This window comes from Streptomyces sp. NPDC006283 (assembly GCF_040613325.1).
GTDB lineage: Bacteria > Actinomycetota > Actinomycetes > Streptomycetales > Streptomycetaceae > Streptomyces.
The window spans coordinates 23,739-40,413 of sequence record NZ_JBEXRZ010000050.1 but is presented as its reverse complement, the minus strand read 5'-3'; the positions used below and the strand labels follow the sequence as shown (position 1 = coordinate 40,413).

The window sequence follows — 16,675 nt, the reverse complement described above, 5'->3', positions numbered from 1 at the left end:
GGTGACGGAAGTTCCGGACCCACGGGAGGCTGCTCCGGGCGACGGCGCCCTGGTGGTTCTGTCCGTGCCGCGCGCGACGGCGGCCGAGTCGAAGCCCATCGAACCGTGTCGCTCGATCATCTCGAAGAAGACCGTGGGGCGGTCCTGGACCGGCTTGGTGAAGATCTGCAGCAGGTAGCCGTCCTCGTCCCGGTCGACGAGGATCTTCAGCTCACGCAGCGTCTCGACGGGCACCCGGGTCTCGCCGGCCCACTCACCAAGGGTGTCGTAGTACGAGTCGGGGGTGTCGAGGAACTGCACACCCGCGGCGCGCATGGAGCGGACGGTCGCGACGATGTCGTTGGTGGCCAGCGCGATGTGCTGCACGCCGGCGCCGCCGTAGAACTCGAGGTACTCGTCGATCTGCGACTTCTTCTTCGCGATCGCCGGCTCGTTGATCGGGAACTTCACCTTCAGCGTGCCGTCGGCGACGACCTTCGACATGAGGGCGGAGTACTCGGTGGCGATGTCGTCGCCCACGAACTCCTTCATGTTGGTGAAGCCCATGACGTTGTTGTAGAAGGCCACCCAGTCGTTCATCTTCCCGAGCTCGACGTTGCCCACGCAGTGGTCGATGGCCTGGAAGGTGCGCTTGGCGGGCGGCTCGACGATCGGGGCGGCGGCCACGAACCCGGGCAGGTACGGGCCGTCGTAACCGCTGCGCTCGACGAGCGTGTGGCGGGTCTTGCCGTAGGTGGCGATCGCCGCCAGCACGACCGTGCCGTTCTCGTCCTTGACCTCGTACGGCTCGGTGATGCCGGTGGCGCCGTGCTCGACGGCGTACGCGTACGCCTTGCGGGCGTCCGGCACCTCGATGGCCAGGTCGACGACGCCGTCGCCGTGCTCGGCGACGTGCTCGCAGAGGAAGCGGCCCCAGTCGGTGGACGCCTTGATCACTGAGGTGAAGACAAAGCGGGCGGCGCCGTTGGTGAGGACGTAACTGGCGGTCTCGCGGCTGCCGTTCTCCGGTCCGGAGTAGGCGACGAGCTTCATCCCGAAGGCCGTGGAGTAGTAGTGGGCGGCCTGCTTGGCGTTGCCGACGGCGAAGACGACCGCGTCCATTCCCTTCACCGGGAAGGGGTCGGCCTGCCGCGCGGTGTTCGGGGTGTGATCCATGGTCTCAGTCATGGCAGCAGACTCTCCCCGTTCCACAAGGTGCGCAATAGTTCGTCGCTCCACTGGGCAATCTGCACAGCCAGCCGCAAGGATGGCCGGGCGTTCTGTACAGGATGACCATCAGGAGGAGCCCATGGCGATCGATCATCTGGACGGGCGGCTCATCGTGCTGCTGGCGCGCGAACCGAGGATCGGCGTACTGGAGGCGTCCCGGCGGCTCGGCGTGGCACGCGGCACGGTCCAGGCCCGCATGGACCGGCTCCAGGCGAACGGCGTCATCCGCGGTTTCGGCCCGGACGTCGACCCCGCGGCACTGGGCTATCCGGTGACCGCGTTCGCGACGCTGGAGATCAAACAGGGCCAGGGCGCGGACGTGCGGGCGCATCTGGCCACCGTCCCCGAGGTGCTCGAGCTGCACACCACCACCGGCCACGGCGACATGCTCTGCCGGCTCGTCGCCCGCTCCAACGCCGATCTCCAGCGGGTGATCGACCGGGTGGTCGGCTTCGAGGGGATCGTGCGGGCGTCGACCGCGATCGTCATGGAGAACCCGGTGCCGCTGCGGATCATCCCGCTGGTCGAGCAGGCGGCGGAGGACCCGGCGGAGCGGTGAGAGCACCTTGCAAAGAAGTCGTTGCAAAAAACTGTTGCAACGACTTCTTTGCAAGACTATCTTTGCGTCATGAGCGAGAACGAAGAGCCGAGCACGCCGGTCGAGCCGGAGACCCGCAGGTACCGAACGCTCGACCCCCGGTCGCTGCGCGGCCTCGCTCACCCGCTGCGGATGCGCATGCTGTCCACCCTGCGCCTCGACGGGCCGGCCACCGCCTCCCAACTCGCGGAGAGGCTGGGTGAGTCGAGCGGCGCCACCAGCTACCACCTGCGCCAGCTCGCCGCCCACGGCTTCGTCGAGGACGACCCGGAGCGCGGCAAGGGCCGCGAGCGGTGGTGGAAGGCGTCCATCGAAGGCACCGGCTTCGACGAGTCCCTCCAGTCCGACCCCGACCCGGCCGTCCGCGGAGCCGCCGACCTGTATCTCCACGAGCACGCGACGATCCACACCCAGGAGGTCGCCACCTGGCTCGCCACCCAGCGGGACTGGCCCCAGGAATGGCGACGCAGCGCCGACCTCAGCGACTTCACCCTGCGCCTGACACCCGCTCAGGCCCTCGAGCTCAACGAAAAACTCCACGCCCTCATCGAGAGCTACCGCGACCAGGCGCCCGCCCCCGGTACGGAAGGCGCCGCCCAGGTCCGTCTGCACACCCACCTACTGCCACGCGCCACGGACTGAGGGGACACGGACCCATGCACAGCGACATACATCTGACGCTGCACGACCTGCGCGCCGACGAGCTGCGCACGGCCGCCGCTCGCACGGCCGCCGCTCGCACGGCCGCGGCTCGCACCGTGCCGCGCGAGCGGATACGAACCCGGCTGGGCTGGGCCCTCGTCGAGGTGGGCCTGCGCATGGTCCACCAGCCGACCGCGCCCGGCACTGCCACGGCCCGTCTCGCGTGAGCGGCCAGGCGGGACCAGGCGTCCAGGGGCGCCGCCGAGGCCCGCTCGCCGCCGTGCTGGCGGCCAACGCCGTTTCCATCAGCGGCAATTCGCTCACCCTCATCGGCGTCCCCTGGTTCGCGCTCGAGACCACGGGAAGCCCGGGCAAGGCCGGCCTGGTCGCCTTCTGCGCGACCCTGCCGGTCGTCGTGTCGGCCATCACCGGCGGCCCCGTCATCGACCGGATCGGCCGGCGGCGGGTCAGCATCGTCACCGACCTGGTCTGCGCGGTCGCGCTCGCCGCGATCCCGCTGCTGCACTACGCGGGAGCGCTCCGGTTCTGGATGCTGTGCGCGCTGATGGCCGTCACGGGCCTCTTCCACGCCCCCGGCGAGACCGCCCGCTACGTGCTCGTCCCCGACCTGGCCGAGCACGCGGGCACCAGCCTGTCGCGGGCCGCGAGCCTCTTCGACGCCGTCTCGCGCGGCGCGCGGATGGCCGGCGCGGCCCTCGCCGGCGTACTCATCGCCCTGATCGGCGCGGAGGCGGTGCTCCTGGTCGACGCGGCGACCTTCTGCGGCTCCGCCCTGCTGATCCACGTGGGCGTACGGCGGCTGCGCGCGGCCGAACCACAGCGCAACGCCGCTCCCGTGTCGTTCGCCGCCTACCGGGGCGAACTGCGGGAGGGCTACGCCTTTCTGCTCCGTGCCCGACTCCTGCTGGGCGTCGTCCTGATGGTGATGGTCACCAACGGGCTGGACCAGGGCTGGAGTTCCGTACTGCTGCCCGTGCACGCCAAGGACGACCTGGGCGGTGCACGGGACCTGGGCCTGCTGGTCGCCGTCTTCGGCGGCTGCGCGCTGCTCGGCGCACTGCTGTACGGCGCGGTCGGTCACCGCTACCCGCGGCGGGTGCTCTTCACCGTCGCGTTCCTGATCTGCGGGGCCCCGCGGTTCGTCGTGGCCGCGCTGGTGGACGGCACCGTGCCGCTGGCCGTCACGATGGCGGCGGGCGGACTGGCGGCCGGGATGCTCAACCCGATCCTGACCACGGTGATGTACGAGCGTGTACCGGAGAAGCTGCGCAGCCGGGTCGCGAGCACGACCACAGCCGGAGTCCTGATGACCACTCCCCTCGGCGGGCTTGCCGCCGGCTACCTCATCGAGGAGGCGGGCCTGCCGGCGGCGCTGCTCACGCTGGGCGGGCTGTACTTCCTGACGACCCTGGCTCCGGCGGTCTTCCCGCGCTGGCGGGAAATGGACGTAGCGCCCGGCAAGGGCGGACCGACCGGCCACGACACCACGTCCGAGGGCCCCTCCGACGCTCGCGTCCCGGCCGGTACGGGCTCGGACACCGACGGGCCCGACATCAGCAGCTGGGAACCTTCTCACCCTGCTCCAGCGAGCGAAGCGAATCCACCGCGCCCTTGAGCGTGGTCACGGGGATCAGGCGCATCCCCGCAGGCAGTTCCGCCTGCGCGTCCGAGCACTCGGCCTTCGGCACCAGGAAGACGGTCGCCCCGTCGCGCTTGGCCGCCTGCGTCTTCAGCGACACCCCGCCGACCGCGCCGACCTTCCCGTCGGCGCTGATCGTCCCCGTACCCGCGATGTTCTGGCCGCCGGTCAGATCACCGCCGGAGCCGTCGCCCTCGAGCTTGTCGATGATGCCCAGTGAGAAGAGGAGACCGGCACTCGGACCACCCACGTCGGCGAGATGGAGCGAGACCTTCACCTTCGCGGGGTCCTCACCGAGGTAGGAGAGCGCCGCCCGGGCGGCGACGTCCTGCGACTCCTCCATGTCCTCGACGTTGTGCCGCTCGATCTCCTGCTCCGACTTGCCGGCCGGATAGACGGCGTCGCGGGGCAGGACGGCGCGGTCGGTACGGAACCAGCCGTCGGCCACATCGCCGAGATCGACGTCGGCCGTCGGCCCCGTCGCCACGATCGTCGTCATCCGCAGCGCACCCTCCGTCTTGCGGGTCGGCGCGCCGGAGATCGTGATGACCTGCCGGCCCTGGTCCTTGCCGAGCACGTCGGCGGTCATCCCGGGCTGGGCCACGACGAACGGCAGCGGCGCGAACCCGGCGACGGCGAGCAGCGCGACGACGGGAAGAGCGCAGACGGCGAGGGCGCGCGGGCGCGTGAGACTGGAGAGCACGGCCCCAATCTATCGGCCCGGCCCGGCGGGGCCCCGCCCGAGACCCCGGGCAGGGCCAGGTCCGGGAACCGCCTCAGCGGAGCGCGTCCGCGACCTCGCGGGCCGCGTCGACCACGCGGGGCCCCACCCGTTCCGGGACCGCGTCCGCGAGCATCACCACGCCGACGCTGCCTTCTATCCCGGTCACGCCGACGAGCGCCGCGGCAGCGCCGCTCGCGCCCGCTTCCAGTTCGCCGTGGGTGAGGGTGTAGCCGGGCTCCGTGCTCTTGGTCTGGCGGGCGGCGAGGATGGCCTTGCCGGCCGCGCCCCGGTCCAGCGGGTGCCGGAAGCCGGCCCGGTAGGCGACGTGATAGTCCGTCCACGTCGGCTCGACGACGGCGACCGCGAGGGCCTCCGCCCCGTCGACCAGGGTGAGATGGGCGGTAGCCCCTATGTCCTCGGCGAGCGAGCGCAGGGCCGGCATCGCCGCCTCCCGCACCAGCGGGTGCACTTGGCGGCCCAGGCGCAGAACGCCGAGGCCGACCCGGGCGCGGCCGCCCAGGTCGCGGCGGACGAGGGCGTGCTGCTCGAGGGTGGCGAGCAGACGGTAGACGACGGTGCGGTTGACGCCGAGTTTGTTGGACAACTCGGTGACGGTCAGCCCGTGGTCGGTATCGGCGAGCAGCTTGAGGACACGTAGTCCCCTGTCGAGCGTCTGGGAGGTCTCCGCGGTCACGACGCCCCTCTCCTTCGGAGTGAGTGACGGCGGTCCTCGGACGGGATGTCGCGGCACCGGTCCCATCGGCGACGCACCCAGAGGCCGCCGGCAGGCCATGGCACACCGACTGCGCTCCGCGGCGGCGCTGCCACGGGGCGTTTGCATTGCGGGGACAGTAGCGACCGGCACCGCTCAGCGGAAGGCCTCGTCCAGAATCCGGGCGCTCGGCCGACTACGACGGGTTATTGCTCCCTGTTCGTCACGGCGTGAGCGGCAGGCCGAGCGGGCGGAACGGTCAACGCATGCGCGTGGCCCACTCCTGGACCTTCTTGATGCGCTCGCGGATCTGCCCGGCGGTCGCCTCGGCGCTCGGCGGCCCGCCGCACACCCTGCGCAGCTCGGTGTGGATGACGCCGTGCGGTTTGCCGCTCTGGTGTACGTAGGCGCCGACCATGGTGTTCAGCTGCTTGCGCAGTTCGAGCAGCTCCTTGTGGGAGACCACCGGCCGCCGTTCGGCCGGCAGCTCCAGCAGGTCGGCCTCCTCGTCGGGCTTCTTGCGGCTGTGCGCGATCTGACGGGCCTGGCGCTTCTGCAGCAGCAGCTGCACCTGGTCGGGTTCGAGGAGCCCGGGGATGCCGAGGTAGTCCTGCTCCTCTTCGCTGCCCGGGTGCGCCTGCATGCCGAACTCGGCACCGTCGTAGAGGACTCGGTCGAAGACGGCGTCGGACTCGAGGGCCTCGAAGGGGAGCATGTCCTGCTCGCCGGTGTCCTCGTCCTGCTGCTTCTCGGCCTCCGCCATCTCCTTCTCGGACTCGGCGTACGGGTCCTCCTCGCCATCCTTCTTCGGCTTGTCGAGGACGTGGTCGCGTTCGACCTCCATCTCGGAGGCGAAGCCGAGCAGGCCCGGGATGGTGGGCAGGAAGACGGAGGCCGTCTCGCCGCGCCGGCGGGACCGTACGAAACGGCCCACGGCCTGCGCGAAGAACAGCGGCGTCGAGATCGTCGTCGCGTACACGCCGACCGCGAGGCGCGGTACGTCGACGCCTTCCGACACCATACGGACCGCGACCATCCAGCGGGACCCGTCCTCGCTGAACTCCTCGATGCGCTTGGACGCCGCCGCCTCGTCGGAGAGCACGACGGTGGCCTTGGTGCCGGTGATCTCGCGGATCAGCTTGGCGTACGCCCGGGCGGAGTCCTGGTCGGAGGCGATGACGAGGCCGCCCGCGTCCGGGATGCCCTTGCGCACTTCGGTGAGCCGCTGGTCGGCGGCGCGCAGCACGTTCGGCATCCAGTCGCCGCGCGGGTCGAGCGCGGTGCGCCACGCCTGCGAGATCGCGTCCTTGGTCATCGGCTCGCCGAGGCGGGCGGCGATCTCGTCGCCTGCCTTGGTGCGCCAGCGCATGTTGCCGCTGTAGGAGAGGAAGATGACCGGCCGGACGACGCCGTCGCCGAGCGCGTTGCCGTAGCCGTACGTGTAGTCGGCGGCGGAGCGGCGGATGCCGTCGTTGCCCTCCTCGTAGGCGACGAAGGGGATCGGGTTGGTGTCCGAACGGAACGGCGTGCCGGTGAGGGCGAGACGGCGGGTCGCCGGCTCGAACGCCTCGAGGCATGCCTCGCCCCACGACTTGGAGTCACCGGCGTGGTGGATCTCGTCGAGGATGACGAGCGTTTTGCGCTGCTCGCAGCGGTTGCGGTGCAGCATGGGCCGTACGCCGACTCCGGCGTAGGTCACCGCGACGCCGTGGTACTCCTTGCTCAGCGGACCGGCGCTGTACTCCGGGTCCAGCTTTATCCCTATCCGCGCCGCCGCGGCCGCCCACTGCTTCTTCAGATGCTCGGTCGGTGCGACGACGGTCACCTGCTGAACGACATGGTGGTGCAGCAGCCAGGACGCGAGCGTGAGCGCGAAGGTCGTCTTGCCGGCGCCGGGGGTGGCGACGGCGAGGAAGTCACGCGGCTGCTCCTGGATGTACTTCTCCATGGCGCCCTGCTGCCAGGCACGCAGCTTGTTGGCCGTACCCCAGGGGGCACGGCCGGGGAAGGCGGGTGAGAGGTGGTGGGAGGCGGTAGTAGTCACGGTCTCCGGTTTGGATCGAAGGGGCCACGCTTTACGTACGACAACCGGGCCACCCTACCGGTGGGCCGGTTGTCGTCCTGGCCGGACGCGGTCCGTGCCCCCGAGAGTGGGAGCTGCCTCACACCGGGGTCACTGGGCGAAGCGCGGCAATTGCTCGGCGATCTTCGGCACGTCCACCAGTCCCTGGCACACGTTCAAAACGAACTGCTCGGCCTCGTCCACATCGAACCCGGCGCTCAGTGGATGCCCGTTGATGTGCAGGAAGACCCATGTCGCGTACCAGGCGATGCGCTTGTTGCCGTCGACCAGCGCATGATTTCGGGACAGCGACTCCATGAGCGCGGCGGCCTTCTGCCAGATGTCAGGGTAAGCATCCTGACCGAACACGCTTGACTGCGGTCGTGCAAGGGCGGAGTCGAGCAGGCCGTAATCACGCACCTCGTCAGCCCCGAGGCGCTCAGCAAGCTTGAGCAGCTCGGGAAGAGTGAGGTAGTTCATCAGGCGAGCCTCCGGTTGAGCTCCTCACTGACCTTCAGCACATGGTCCGCCGCTTCGTTGAAGAGACGCGAATGCTCGTTGATGGCGGTGATCACGGCGTCGTGCGCGAAGGACTGCATGCTCCTGCCTTCCGCCTCCGCGCGCTTGCGCAAGGCATCCAGCTCTTCCTCGGTGAACCTCAGATTCAGACCAGCCATGGAGCGATGGTACCGCGTGGTACCACGTGGTGCTATCGACTTGTGGCCCGCAGCCTCGTCCCCACCCACGCCCCCACCAGCGCCACCCCCGCCATCGGCAGGAACACCGCCGCGAACGCCCACGGATGCGACCCGGACACGCCGTCGGCCACGGCGTGGCCCGTGACCGGCGCGCCCCCGCCCAGCGCGGCGAACGCCGCGCCGCCGCCGGCGAGCAGCAGGACGTTCGACAGGGCGTCCGAGATCTGCAGCGCGGCCGAGTTCGCACCTGCCTCCTCGGGCGCCGACAGCTTGAGCAGCAGGACACTCGTCGAGCCGATCACCAGGCCCATCCCGAAGCAGCCGAACCCCCACGCGACACCGACGATCCACACCGGGACCGCCTCGATCAGCACGCTCGGCGCGGTCAGGATGGCGGCCGCGACCAGGACCATGCCGAGGACGACCAGTCGTTCGCGGTACGGCTCGGTACGTGGCCGGGACTGGGCGTACGACCCCAGCGCCCAGGTCGCGCCGCCGACCGCCAGGGAGAGGCCGGCCATCGTGGGGGACAGCCCCCGCTGGGTGACCAGCATCAGCGGCACGAAGGACTCGGCCGCGATGAAGGACCCGGCCGCGATCCCCCGCAGCAGGACGACGGACGGCAGTCCGCGCGCCGCACGGTACGTTCCGCGCGGCAGCAGACCGAGCGCGGACGGCACGAGCAGCGCCGCGCCGGCGGCAGCGGGCAGGAGGGACAGCCAGCGCAGGTCCTGGCCCGCGTACTGGAGGAGACCGGCACCGAGCGAGATGCCGAGGGCCAGCCTGATGCGGCGCCGGTCGAAGCGTGGCACGGGCGCCGACGCGTCCGCGGGGCCCGAGGCCGTGCGCCGGATCGCCGGCAGAGCGAGCGCGAGCGGCAGGACGACAAGCGCGGGGATGCCGATGAACACCCAGCGCCATCCGAGGTGCTCGGTGACGGTGCCGGAGGCGAGCGGCCCGACGACGGACGGGATCACCCAGCTCGCGGCGAAGGCGGCCATGATCGCGGGCTGGAGCCGCCGCGGATAGGCGCGGCTGACGACCACGTAGAGCGCGACGATGACCAGTCCGCCGCCCAGGCCTTGCACCGCCCGCCCGAGCACGAACAGCCACATGGCACTCGCGGTCCCGGACAGCACCAGCCCCGCGGCGAACGCGCTCATCCCTCCCGCGAGCGCGCCGAGGGGTCCCTTGCGGTCGGCCCACTGCCCGGCGACGACCATGCCGAAGAGGCTGGTGGTGAAGTAGGCGGAGAAGGCGAACGCGTAGAGCGGGATGCCGTGCAGTTCGCGGGCGGCGACGGGCATGGCCGTGCCGATGGCCGTCGCCTCGAAGGCGATGAGGAAGACGACGGAGACGATGCCGATGCTGAGCGCTCGGTAGTCCCGTCCGAGAACGCCGCCCTGCTGGTCGTCGGCGACGCTTGCGGCTGCGGCCGCGGGGTGGGACGTGACCTCGGTGTCACGCGGTTCGAGGGCGGTCATGACCAACAGAGTAAGGGGCAACGAGTCGGGTGGGCCCTGTCATTCGGACGGGATTCGACTGGTCCCTCGGTCGTAGGACCATGAACGGCGTATGGCAGTCGCGTTGCGGCACCGGCCTGTCCCTTGAGGGGCGGCACACCCCCGGCCTACGGTCGAGGAGTTGGAAGGCACGGCCGTGTGCCCGAGTGGCTCAGGGGCTCGACTGCAACTCGAGTTACACCGGTTCGAATCCGGTCACGGCCTCGGTGGACGCACAACACGGCGACGGCCGCCCCCTCCTCGCGAGGGGGCGGCCGTCGTGTGTGTGCACGTGCCGGCCCGCTCAGCCCGCGGCGCCGGCCCCCGACGCGCCACCCCGCGCGGCCCGCGCCATTTCCTTGAGCTGCTCCTCTTCCTCATGGCTCAGCGAGGTCTGCACCAGCTGACCGCCGAACTGCGCGATCTCGGAGACAACCCGGCCCTTGGGCGCCTGCTTGACCAATGCGAACACCGCGGCGGCGCCCGGCCGGAGATTCGCGCTCACCTCCCGCATGAAGTCGTCGTTCACCCCGGCGTCGGTGAGCGCGCCCCCCGCCGCGCCCGCCGCCGCCCCCACGGCGGCGCCTAGGAAGGGCACGAGGAACAGCATCCCGATGACGCCACCCCACAGGGCCCCGCCGGCCGCCCCCGCCGCGGTTTCGTTGACGGCCTGATGCAGCTTGATCTTGCCGTCCTTCTCGCGGCGCTCGACGACGACGATGTCCTCGAGCTCGACCAGGTGCTCCCGGGTCATGGAAACAAGCCTGTCCCGTACCTGATGTGCGGTGGCCAGATCGTTGTAGGCGACGACGAACAGATCGCTCATGCGGCTCACTCCTCGGGCCCGCGGCTCCGTGCAGGCGGCATACCGCACCCACTCCAGCTGCATACCGCACCAACTATATGAATCGTCCGTAAACGGGGCATACGGAACGCCGCCGGGCCGCCACCCCTGGGGTCGCAGGACCGCCGGTAGGCTCCTGTGCCGTTGTCATGTCTAGGGGGATTCGCAGATGGAACGAGCGCAGGCGCAACGGCCACGGCAGGGCGGGCCGCGCCGGTTCGGCCCGTACCGCCTCCTCACCCGCCTCGACCCGACGGGAAGCGGCTTCCCCGCGGTCGCCGAGCAGCGCTTCATCGCACGCAGCGCGGACGGAGAGCGCACGGTCCTGGTCAGCGCACCGCTCGACGGCGCCGATCCCGGGCGTTTCCTCGTCGAGGCGGACGCGGCCCGCCGCCTCCTGGTCCCATGGACCCTCCCTGTCGCCGAGCTCTCGCCGACGCCCGAAGCGCCCTGGTACGCCTCGCCCTATCTCCCGGTGCTGCCGTTGCCCGTGGCCCTGGCCGTACACGGCGGCCCGCTGCCCGAACTCACCGTCCGAGCCCTGGGCACGGCCCTTGCCGAGACCCTCGCGGGCGCTCACGCGGCCGGCATCACCCACGCGGGCGTCTCCCCCGCCTCCGTACTGCTCGCCTGGGACGGGCCTCGCCTGACGTGCTTCGGCGCGGCACGCGCGGCGGCACCGGACGGCGAACGCCGAACCGGTCTCGCCGGCCTCGAGCCCGGCAGCCTCGCGCCCGAGGCGGCGGCGGGCGGGCGCCCGCGCCCGCCGGGCGACATCCATGGCCTGGGCGCGGTCCTGGCCTACGCGGCCACCGGCCACACGGTCCCCGACAGCGACGAACTGCCAGAATCCTTGCGGCCGTTGATCGCCCGCTGCCTGACCCGCGACGCGGCGGCCCGGCCGACCGCACCCGAGCTCCTTCACGCCCTGCCCCCGGCGTCCGCTGCTCCCGCGGCCACGGTCCTGGACTCCGCCGGCGCTCTCCTGGCACCCGGCTGGCTGCCCGGGCGGGTGGTGGCGGCCATCGCCCGTCAGTCGTCGGAAGTGCTGGCCGCTGAAGTCCGTGCCCCGCAGACCTCTTCCAGGACCTGACGCCGATGCTTGCTCCACTGACCCACACCGATCCCGTCACGATCGGCTCGTTCACCCTGCTGGCCCGGCTGGGTCACGGCGGCATGGGTACCGTCTACCTCGCCCGGACCGCAGGCGGGCGCACCATCGCCCTGAAGACCATGCACGCGACGATCGCCGCCGACCCCGCCGCCCGCACCCGCTTCCACCTCGAAACCGACGCCGCCCGCATCATCGGCGGCCACCACGGCGCCACCGTCCACGACGCCGACCCCACCGCCGAAACACCCTGGCTCGCCACCGAATACGTCCTCGGCCCACCCCTCGACGACGCCGTCACCCTCTGCGGACCCCTCCCCGAACCATCCGTCCGCGCCCTCGGCGCAGCCCTCGCCGGAGCCCTCACCCAACTCCACACCTCCGACGTCGTCCACCGAGACCTCAAACCCTCCAACGTCATGATCACCGCCTACGGGCCCAAAATCATCGACTTCGGCATCGCCCGCGCCACCGGCGACGACCACCTCACCCGCACCGGCACCGCCGCAGGCACCCCCGCCTACATGTCCCCCGAACAAGCCACCGGCCAAGAACACACACCCGCCGGCGACGTCTTCGCCCTCGCCGGCGTCCTCGTCCACGCAGCCACCGGCCACCCACCCTTCGGCACCGGACAAGCAGCAGACCTCCTCTACCGCGTCCGCTACACCGAACCCGACCTCACCAACCTTCCGGACTCACTCACCCCCATCCTCACCCGCTGCCTCGCCAAAGACCCCACCCAGCGCCCCACCACCCAACAACTCACCACCCAACTCCACGACGGCCAAGGCCAATTCGCCGACCACCTCCCCCCAACCCTCCTCGCCGACATCGCCCAACGCGCCACCCACGTCTGGACCCACCAACCCCACCGACTCCCGGCACCCCAAGAACCCGCGGGCGAGGACACAGCCACCGCGCGCTCCGCATCCACCGCCGCGCTCCCCCGCCGCACACTCCTGCGACTGGCAGGCGGAACAGCCGTCGGCGCAGGCGTACTCGCCGCCGGAACCTGGGCCTGGCTCAGCAGCGGAAACGGTGACGGGGACGGCAAGCCCGATGGCAAGGCTTCACCGACATCTCCGCCCGCCCCCAAGGGGGACTGGCTGTGGCGGTTGCCGCTGTCCACGTCCAAGGCGGCGCTGCGACCGCCCGTTCCCCTCCGTTTCGGAGCCTCCCTTGTCATCGCGGACGACAACGGGATGCGGACCATCAACGTCTCGTCGGGAGGCACCGAGATCGCCTCGCTGCTGAAGGCCCCGGTGCACAGGTGCGCCAGTGACGAGGACAGGGTGTACGGCAGCGAGCCCGGCGCCGACGGTGGCCCCCTCGTCATCCAGACGGTCAAGAGCGGCGGGCCCTCCCTGTCCCCTGACGCCGTGGAGTTGAAGGACTTCAACGGTGGACTCGCCGCGACCCAGCTTCTCTGCGCCGCGGCCGATGTCGTCTATCTCGCCGCCGGCCGGGGGAACAGCTCGGGCCAGGGGATCGGATACGGCGACGACCAGCAATGGTTCCTGCTCGCCGTCGACGTCCACACGGGCAAGACCCTGTGGAAGCAGCCGCTGCCGGCCATGCCCGCCACATCACGGCGACTCCACTTCCTTGCCGCCCGCGTGAGCGAGGACCACCTGGTCCTGAGTCAGGAGACACCGGCAGGGAAGGTCAAACTGTCGGTCCGGGACGCCCGGACGGGCAAGCTCCGATGGGAGCAGCCGCTCGCAGTCTCCGATCCGGACGACATACAGGGCCTGCTGGAGGTCGACCTCGCCCACGTCTACCCCCCGACGGGACGGCTGCGTGCGCTGGCCCTGGAGGACGGCAAGCAGCGGTGGACGTTCGGCGCCGGCCGCGCCCGGCGCCGCACCGGGCCGCCGGCGGTCGGAGAGTGGGTGTACGCGGTGGAGGAAGGTCAGGGGCTCGTGGCCCTGGACTTCATCACCGGAGAGCTTCAGTGGCGCGAGAAGGGCGGCGCAGGCGCGGACTCCGACATCACGCTTCCCCCAATTCCGGGATACGCGTACGTCTACAGCTACAGCAGCAAGACCGGCCTGATGCGAGCCGTGGACGAGATGACCGGCGCACCCGGCAAGTCCTTCAAGGCCCCGGGTGACCGCTTCTTCGCCTATCACGGCATCCCTGAAAGGATCATCGGCATGGGCAAGGACTTCTTCGCCGGCTACGAGCTCCATTGATGACCGAACGCGCGGAAAGAGCTGTCTCTCGATGAAACCCCTCGGCACCGGTGACCCGCTCCGGCTCGGCCCGTACCGTCTGCTCGGCGTGCTCGGCGAAGGCGGCATGGGCAAGGTCTACTTCGGCCAGGACGCCACCGGCGCAACCGCCGCCGTAAAGGTCCTGCGGCCCGAACTCGCCTACGACCAGGGCCTCGCCCAGCGCTTCGTCCGGGAGGCCCGGATGGCGCAGGCCGTCACGAGCCGGGGCGTGGCACGCGTGCTGGGCGCGCAGACCGAGGGCGGGCGGCCCTGGATAGCGACCGAGTTCCTGACCGGGCCGACGCTCGACCAGGCCGTCCGCGCCCATGGCCCGCTCGACGAACAGGCGGTGCGCGTGCTGGCCGCCGGCCTCGCCGGGACCCTCGCGGACATCCACGCCGCAGGCCTGATCCACCGCGACCTCAAGCCCGCCAACATCGTCCTCACATCGACCGGCCCCCGCGTCATCGACTTCGGTATCGCCCGCCCCGAGCACGGCCTCACGCTCACGACCACCGGCCAGGTACCGGCGACTCCCGGCTACGGCGCACCCGAGCAGGTCATGGGACACCGCGTCGGCCCCGCGGCGGACGTGTTCTCTCTCGGTTCCGTCCTGGTGTACGCGGCGACCGGATCGCAGGCGTTCAGCGGCACGCATGTCGCGGCCGTGCAGTACGAGGTGGTGCACGGAGTCGCACAACTCGACCGTGTACCGGCACAGCTCACGCCTCTGATCGGCCAGTGCCTCGGCAAGGACCCCGCCCACCGGCCCACTCCTGTCCGGATCGCGTCAATGGCCGCGCCGTCGCGAGGTGCGGAACGCATCTGGCGCCACGGCCCGTTGGCCGACGAGATCAAGCAGCGGGCCCACACGGTCCACCAGATGACCACCCTGGCCCCGGGAGGCCGGGCACCGAAGGGCGTCTCGCGACGCCGAATGGTCACCTCGCTCGCGGTGGGCGGCGCCGCCCTCGCCGTCGGCGGCGGCTCCGCGGCCTGGTGGCTCCTGGGCGGCGAGGATCCGGATCCTTTCGCGCTCCCGCCCGCTGCCGAGACACCCCGAGCGCGTCCTGCCGCGCTGACCGGGGGGAAGCCGGCCCCGCTCTGGGGTCCGGCACGGGCGCTCGGCACGGATGCCCCCTCGGCACTGCCGGTGCGGGATGTCGTCATCGTGACCTCCCCGGGCGGAGGCCTGGCCGCGCATGACGTCGTGGACGGAAAGCGCCGCTGGACGGCGCCGGACATCGACGGGAAGGCAGGGCTCGTCTCCCTGTCGGACGCTCTCGTCGCGGCCGTCGACACAAAGGGCCGGCTGGTGACGTTTGTAGCCTCCACCGGCGAGCCGAGGTGGACGGCGCCGGCAGCCGCTCACAAGGTCATAGCCGCGGACGACTCCGCCGTGTACGTCAGCACCAAGGACGGCCGGCTGCGCAGCATCAGCCGCTCGAACGGCAAGCTCCGGTGGACGGTGCGGCCCAAGGCCGACCTCACCAAGAAGCGCCGGCCCACGGGCGTGGCGGCACAGGGCCGTTTGATCGTGGCCTCGGGCATGGGCCATGTCGTCGCCGTCGATACCGCCGGCGGCCGCCGGCTGTGGGAGTTCGCCGACCAGGCGTCCATCGACCTCGCCCAGATCCTCCCGGTGACCTCGGGCGACGTGGTCCTCTTCAACGGAGCCACACTCACTGCTCGCAGCCTGGCGGACGGCTCGGAGCTGTGGGCCAAGAGCGAAGTGGCCGACGGCAGGATGAGTCCCGCGGGTCCTCCGCTGGTCGACGGGAAGACCGTCTACGCCACCCAGGGCCACTACGTCCTCGGCTACAACGTCTCCGACGGGGCAGAGGTGTGGCGGTCCCCGAAGGCGTACTTCATGTACAGCCCCGTAGCCGTGCAGGGCAATACGGTGTGCGCCATCAACTCGCGCCCCGAAGAAGGCGATGGCCTCCAGCTGTGGGCCATGGCTCGCGACACGCGCAAACAAGCCTGGACGCGCAGCCTCCCCAAGGACGCGGGCTCCTACGGGGTCAAGGGAAGCGGCAACCGGCTCTTCGTCACCGCAGGTGAGGAGCTGACGGCCCTGCCCGTTCTCGGCTGAGCGCGGTACCGGCTTCCGACCTTGGCCAAAACCAATGCCTCCGTTGCATCTGCGTACGGGTACGGACAGCATCTCCGCTAGGGTCTTGCTCCGCCACATGCCGCCGGTCGGACCTACCGGGGCGCAGTGGGGCCTACGGGGTACGGAGGAGCCGTGACGTTCGACGAGGAGTGGGCCGCCGCCAGGACCGGCGCTTCACAGACAGTGGAAATGCGCCTCAATCACTCCGACGGGGGCGGAGGCACCCACTCCGGAGGAGCTGCCGACCTGAGCGTCAACCAGGACGATCTCGGTGCGGTGGGTCACGACGCGTACAACCTCCACGGCAGGCTGTCACGCGACGGTGACCATGCCAGGCCTACGACCTTCGACGCGGCCATCGCACTCACAAACAGCAACTTCGTGAGCGGATCGGCGCTGTTGAAGGTGCATGACCGGTGGAACAGGCAACTGCGGACGCTGCTGGACGCCTGCGGCCAGATCTCGAACCACCTGGACTACACCAAAGCGGACCATGCCGACAACGACGCCGACATCCTGGGCAAGTTGACCGCGGTCTCCAAGCTCGACGAATACTTCAAGTAGGCCTTCGGGGGAAG

The 16,675-nt window shown here is 70.7% G+C and carries 16 protein-coding genes and 1 tRNA gene; 9 read left to right on the top strand and 8 right to left on the bottom strand.

Features of this window, described 5'->3' with window-relative positions; genetic code table 11:
• The coding region (gene hppD / locus ABZ070_RS13640) for a 4-hydroxyphenylpyruvate dioxygenase (RefSeq protein WP_356633240.1) at positions 1 to 1,167 on the bottom strand (1,167 nt) is incomplete at its 3' end.
• A gap of 121 nt (positions 1,168 to 1,288) precedes the next feature.
• Here hppD and ABZ070_RS13635 point away from each other — a divergent pair.
• The 4 genes from ABZ070_RS13635 to ABZ070_RS13620 all read left to right on the top strand — a co-directional run bounded on the left by ABZ070_RS13635 (position 1,289) and on the right by ABZ070_RS13620 (position 4,085).
• Positions 1,289 to 1,768 (top strand): Lrp/AsnC family transcriptional regulator, encoded by a 480-nt coding sequence (locus ABZ070_RS13635; RefSeq protein ID WP_356633238.1) that lies wholly within the window; start codon positions 1,289 to 1,291, stop codon positions 1,766 to 1,768.
• Between the two features lie 69 nt (positions 1,769 to 1,837).
• Entirely contained in the window at positions 1,838 to 2,449 is a 612-nt protein-coding gene (locus ABZ070_RS13630) for a helix-turn-helix domain-containing protein (RefSeq protein WP_356633236.1), read from the top strand.
• Positions 2,450 to 2,463: 14 nt separating this feature from the next.
• Positions 2,464 to 2,676, top strand: a complete 213-nt coding sequence (locus tag ABZ070_RS13625) for a hypothetical protein (protein WP_356633234.1) — start codon at positions 2,464 to 2,466, stop codon at positions 2,674 to 2,676.
• Entirely contained in the window at positions 2,673 to 4,085 is a 1,413-nt protein-coding gene (locus tag ABZ070_RS13620) for an MFS transporter (protein WP_356633232.1), read from the top strand. Before ABZ070_RS13625 ends, ABZ070_RS13620 begins: the two co-directional genes overlap by 4 nt.
• Here ABZ070_RS13620 and ABZ070_RS13615 read toward each other — a convergent pair.
• The 6 genes from ABZ070_RS13615 to ABZ070_RS13590 all read right to left on the bottom strand — a co-directional run bounded on the left by ABZ070_RS13615 (position 4,024) and on the right by ABZ070_RS13590 (position 9,789).
• Positions 4,024 to 4,812 (bottom strand): S16 family serine protease, encoded by a 789-nt coding sequence (locus tag ABZ070_RS13615; RefSeq protein WP_356633230.1) that lies wholly within the window; start codon positions 4,810 to 4,812, stop codon positions 4,024 to 4,026. The two genes, ABZ070_RS13620 and ABZ070_RS13615, sit on opposite strands and share 62 nt — an antisense overlap.
• Positions 4,813 to 4,885: 73 nt before the next feature.
• Positions 4,886 to 5,527, bottom strand: coding sequence for a helix-turn-helix domain-containing protein (locus ABZ070_RS13610; protein WP_356633228.1), 642 nt, complete (start codon positions 5,525 to 5,527; stop codon positions 4,886 to 4,888).
• Between the two features lie 277 nt (positions 5,528 to 5,804).
• The gene (locus tag ABZ070_RS13605; RefSeq protein ID WP_356633226.1) at positions 5,805 to 7,589 is read right to left on the bottom strand and encodes a DEAD/DEAH box helicase; all 1,785 of its coding nucleotides are present in this window, start codon (positions 7,587 to 7,589) and stop codon (positions 5,805 to 5,807) included.
• 129 nt (positions 7,590 to 7,718) lie between these two features.
• The gene (locus tag ABZ070_RS13600; RefSeq protein WP_356633224.1) at positions 7,719 to 8,087 is read right to left on the bottom strand and encodes a Fic family protein; all 369 of its coding nucleotides are present in this window, start codon (positions 8,085 to 8,087) and stop codon (positions 7,719 to 7,721) included.
• A complete protein-coding gene (locus tag ABZ070_RS13595) occupies positions 8,087 to 8,284 on the bottom strand; it encodes an Arc family DNA-binding protein (protein ID WP_187740698.1) in 198 nt (65 codons plus the stop codon). The genes ABZ070_RS13600 and ABZ070_RS13595 overlap by 1 nt, the downstream gene beginning before the upstream one ends.
• 32 nt (positions 8,285 to 8,316) lie before the next feature.
• Positions 8,317 to 9,789 carry an MFS transporter gene (locus tag ABZ070_RS13590; RefSeq protein WP_356633222.1) on the bottom strand — a complete coding sequence of 491 codons (1,473 nt, stop codon included), beginning with the start codon at positions 9,787 to 9,789 and terminating at the stop codon, positions 8,317 to 8,319.
• Between the two features lie 171 nt (positions 9,790 to 9,960).
• Between ABZ070_RS13590 and ABZ070_RS13585 the strand changes: the two genes are divergently transcribed.
• Positions 9,961 to 10,032 (top strand) — tRNA-Cys (locus ABZ070_RS13585).
• A gap of 79 nt (positions 10,033 to 10,111) precedes the next feature.
• On the opposite strand, the gene ABZ070_RS13580 is transcribed toward ABZ070_RS13585, so the two are convergent.
• Positions 10,112 to 10,633, bottom strand: coding sequence for a DUF1269 domain-containing protein (locus ABZ070_RS13580; RefSeq protein WP_356633220.1), 522 nt, complete (start codon positions 10,631 to 10,633; stop codon positions 10,112 to 10,114).
• A 187-nt stretch (positions 10,634 to 10,820) separates the two neighbouring features.
• Between ABZ070_RS13580 and ABZ070_RS13575 the strand changes: the two genes are divergently transcribed.
• The 4 genes from ABZ070_RS13575 (at position 10,821) to ABZ070_RS13560 (ending at position 16,661) form a co-directional block, all read left to right on the top strand.
• Positions 10,821 to 11,744: a serine/threonine protein kinase gene (locus tag ABZ070_RS13575; protein WP_356633218.1), complete on the top strand. Its 924-nt coding sequence runs from the start codon at positions 10,821 to 10,823 to the stop codon at positions 11,742 to 11,744.
• 5 nt (positions 11,745 to 11,749) lie between these two features.
• Positions 11,750 to 13,960, top strand: coding sequence for a protein kinase (locus ABZ070_RS13570; RefSeq protein ID WP_356633216.1), 2,211 nt, complete (start codon positions 11,750 to 11,752; stop codon positions 13,958 to 13,960).
• 31 nt (positions 13,961 to 13,991) lie between these two features.
• Complete coding sequence (locus tag ABZ070_RS13565) at positions 13,992 to 16,076, top strand: serine/threonine-protein kinase (RefSeq protein WP_356633214.1); 2,085 nt, start codon at positions 13,992 to 13,994, stop codon at positions 16,074 to 16,076.
• A 153-nt stretch (positions 16,077 to 16,229) separates the two neighbouring features.
• Positions 16,230 to 16,661 (top strand): hypothetical protein, encoded by a 432-nt coding sequence (locus ABZ070_RS13560; protein ID WP_356633212.1) that lies wholly within the window; start codon positions 16,230 to 16,232, stop codon positions 16,659 to 16,661.
• The last annotated feature ends 14 nt before the right edge of the window (positions 16,662 to 16,675 follow it).

Coding starts and splice junctions, on each gene's coding strand:
- ABZ070_RS13635 (WP_356633238.1), top strand. CDS start 1,289: ATGGCGATCGATCATCTGGACGGGCGGCTCATCGTGCTGCTGGCGCGC.
- ABZ070_RS13630 (WP_356633236.1), top strand. CDS start 1,838: ATGAGCGAGAACGAAGAGCCGAGCACGCCGGTCGAGCCGGAGACCCGC.
- ABZ070_RS13625 (WP_356633234.1), top strand. CDS start 2,464: ATGCACAGCGACATACATCTGACGCTGCACGACCTGCGCGCCGACGAG.
- ABZ070_RS13600 (WP_356633224.1), bottom strand. CDS start 8,087: ATGAACTACCTCACTCTTCCCGAGCTGCTCAAGCTTGCTGAGCGCCTC.
- ABZ070_RS13595 (WP_187740698.1), bottom strand. CDS start 8,284: ATGGCTGGTCTGAATCTGAGGTTCACCGAGGAAGAGCTGGATGCCTTG.
- ABZ070_RS13590 (WP_356633222.1), bottom strand. CDS start 9,789: ATGACCGCCCTCGAACCGCGTGACACCGAGGTCACGTCCCACCCCGCG.
- ABZ070_RS13580 (WP_356633220.1), bottom strand. CDS start 10,633: ATGAGCGATCTGTTCGTCGTCGCCTACAACGATCTGGCCACCGCACAT.
- ABZ070_RS13575 (WP_356633218.1), top strand. CDS start 10,821: ATGGAACGAGCGCAGGCGCAACGGCCACGGCAGGGCGGGCCGCGCCGG.
- ABZ070_RS13570 (WP_356633216.1), top strand. CDS start 11,750: ATGCTTGCTCCACTGACCCACACCGATCCCGTCACGATCGGCTCGTTC.
- ABZ070_RS13565 (WP_356633214.1), top strand. CDS start 13,992: ATGAAACCCCTCGGCACCGGTGACCCGCTCCGGCTCGGCCCGTACCGT.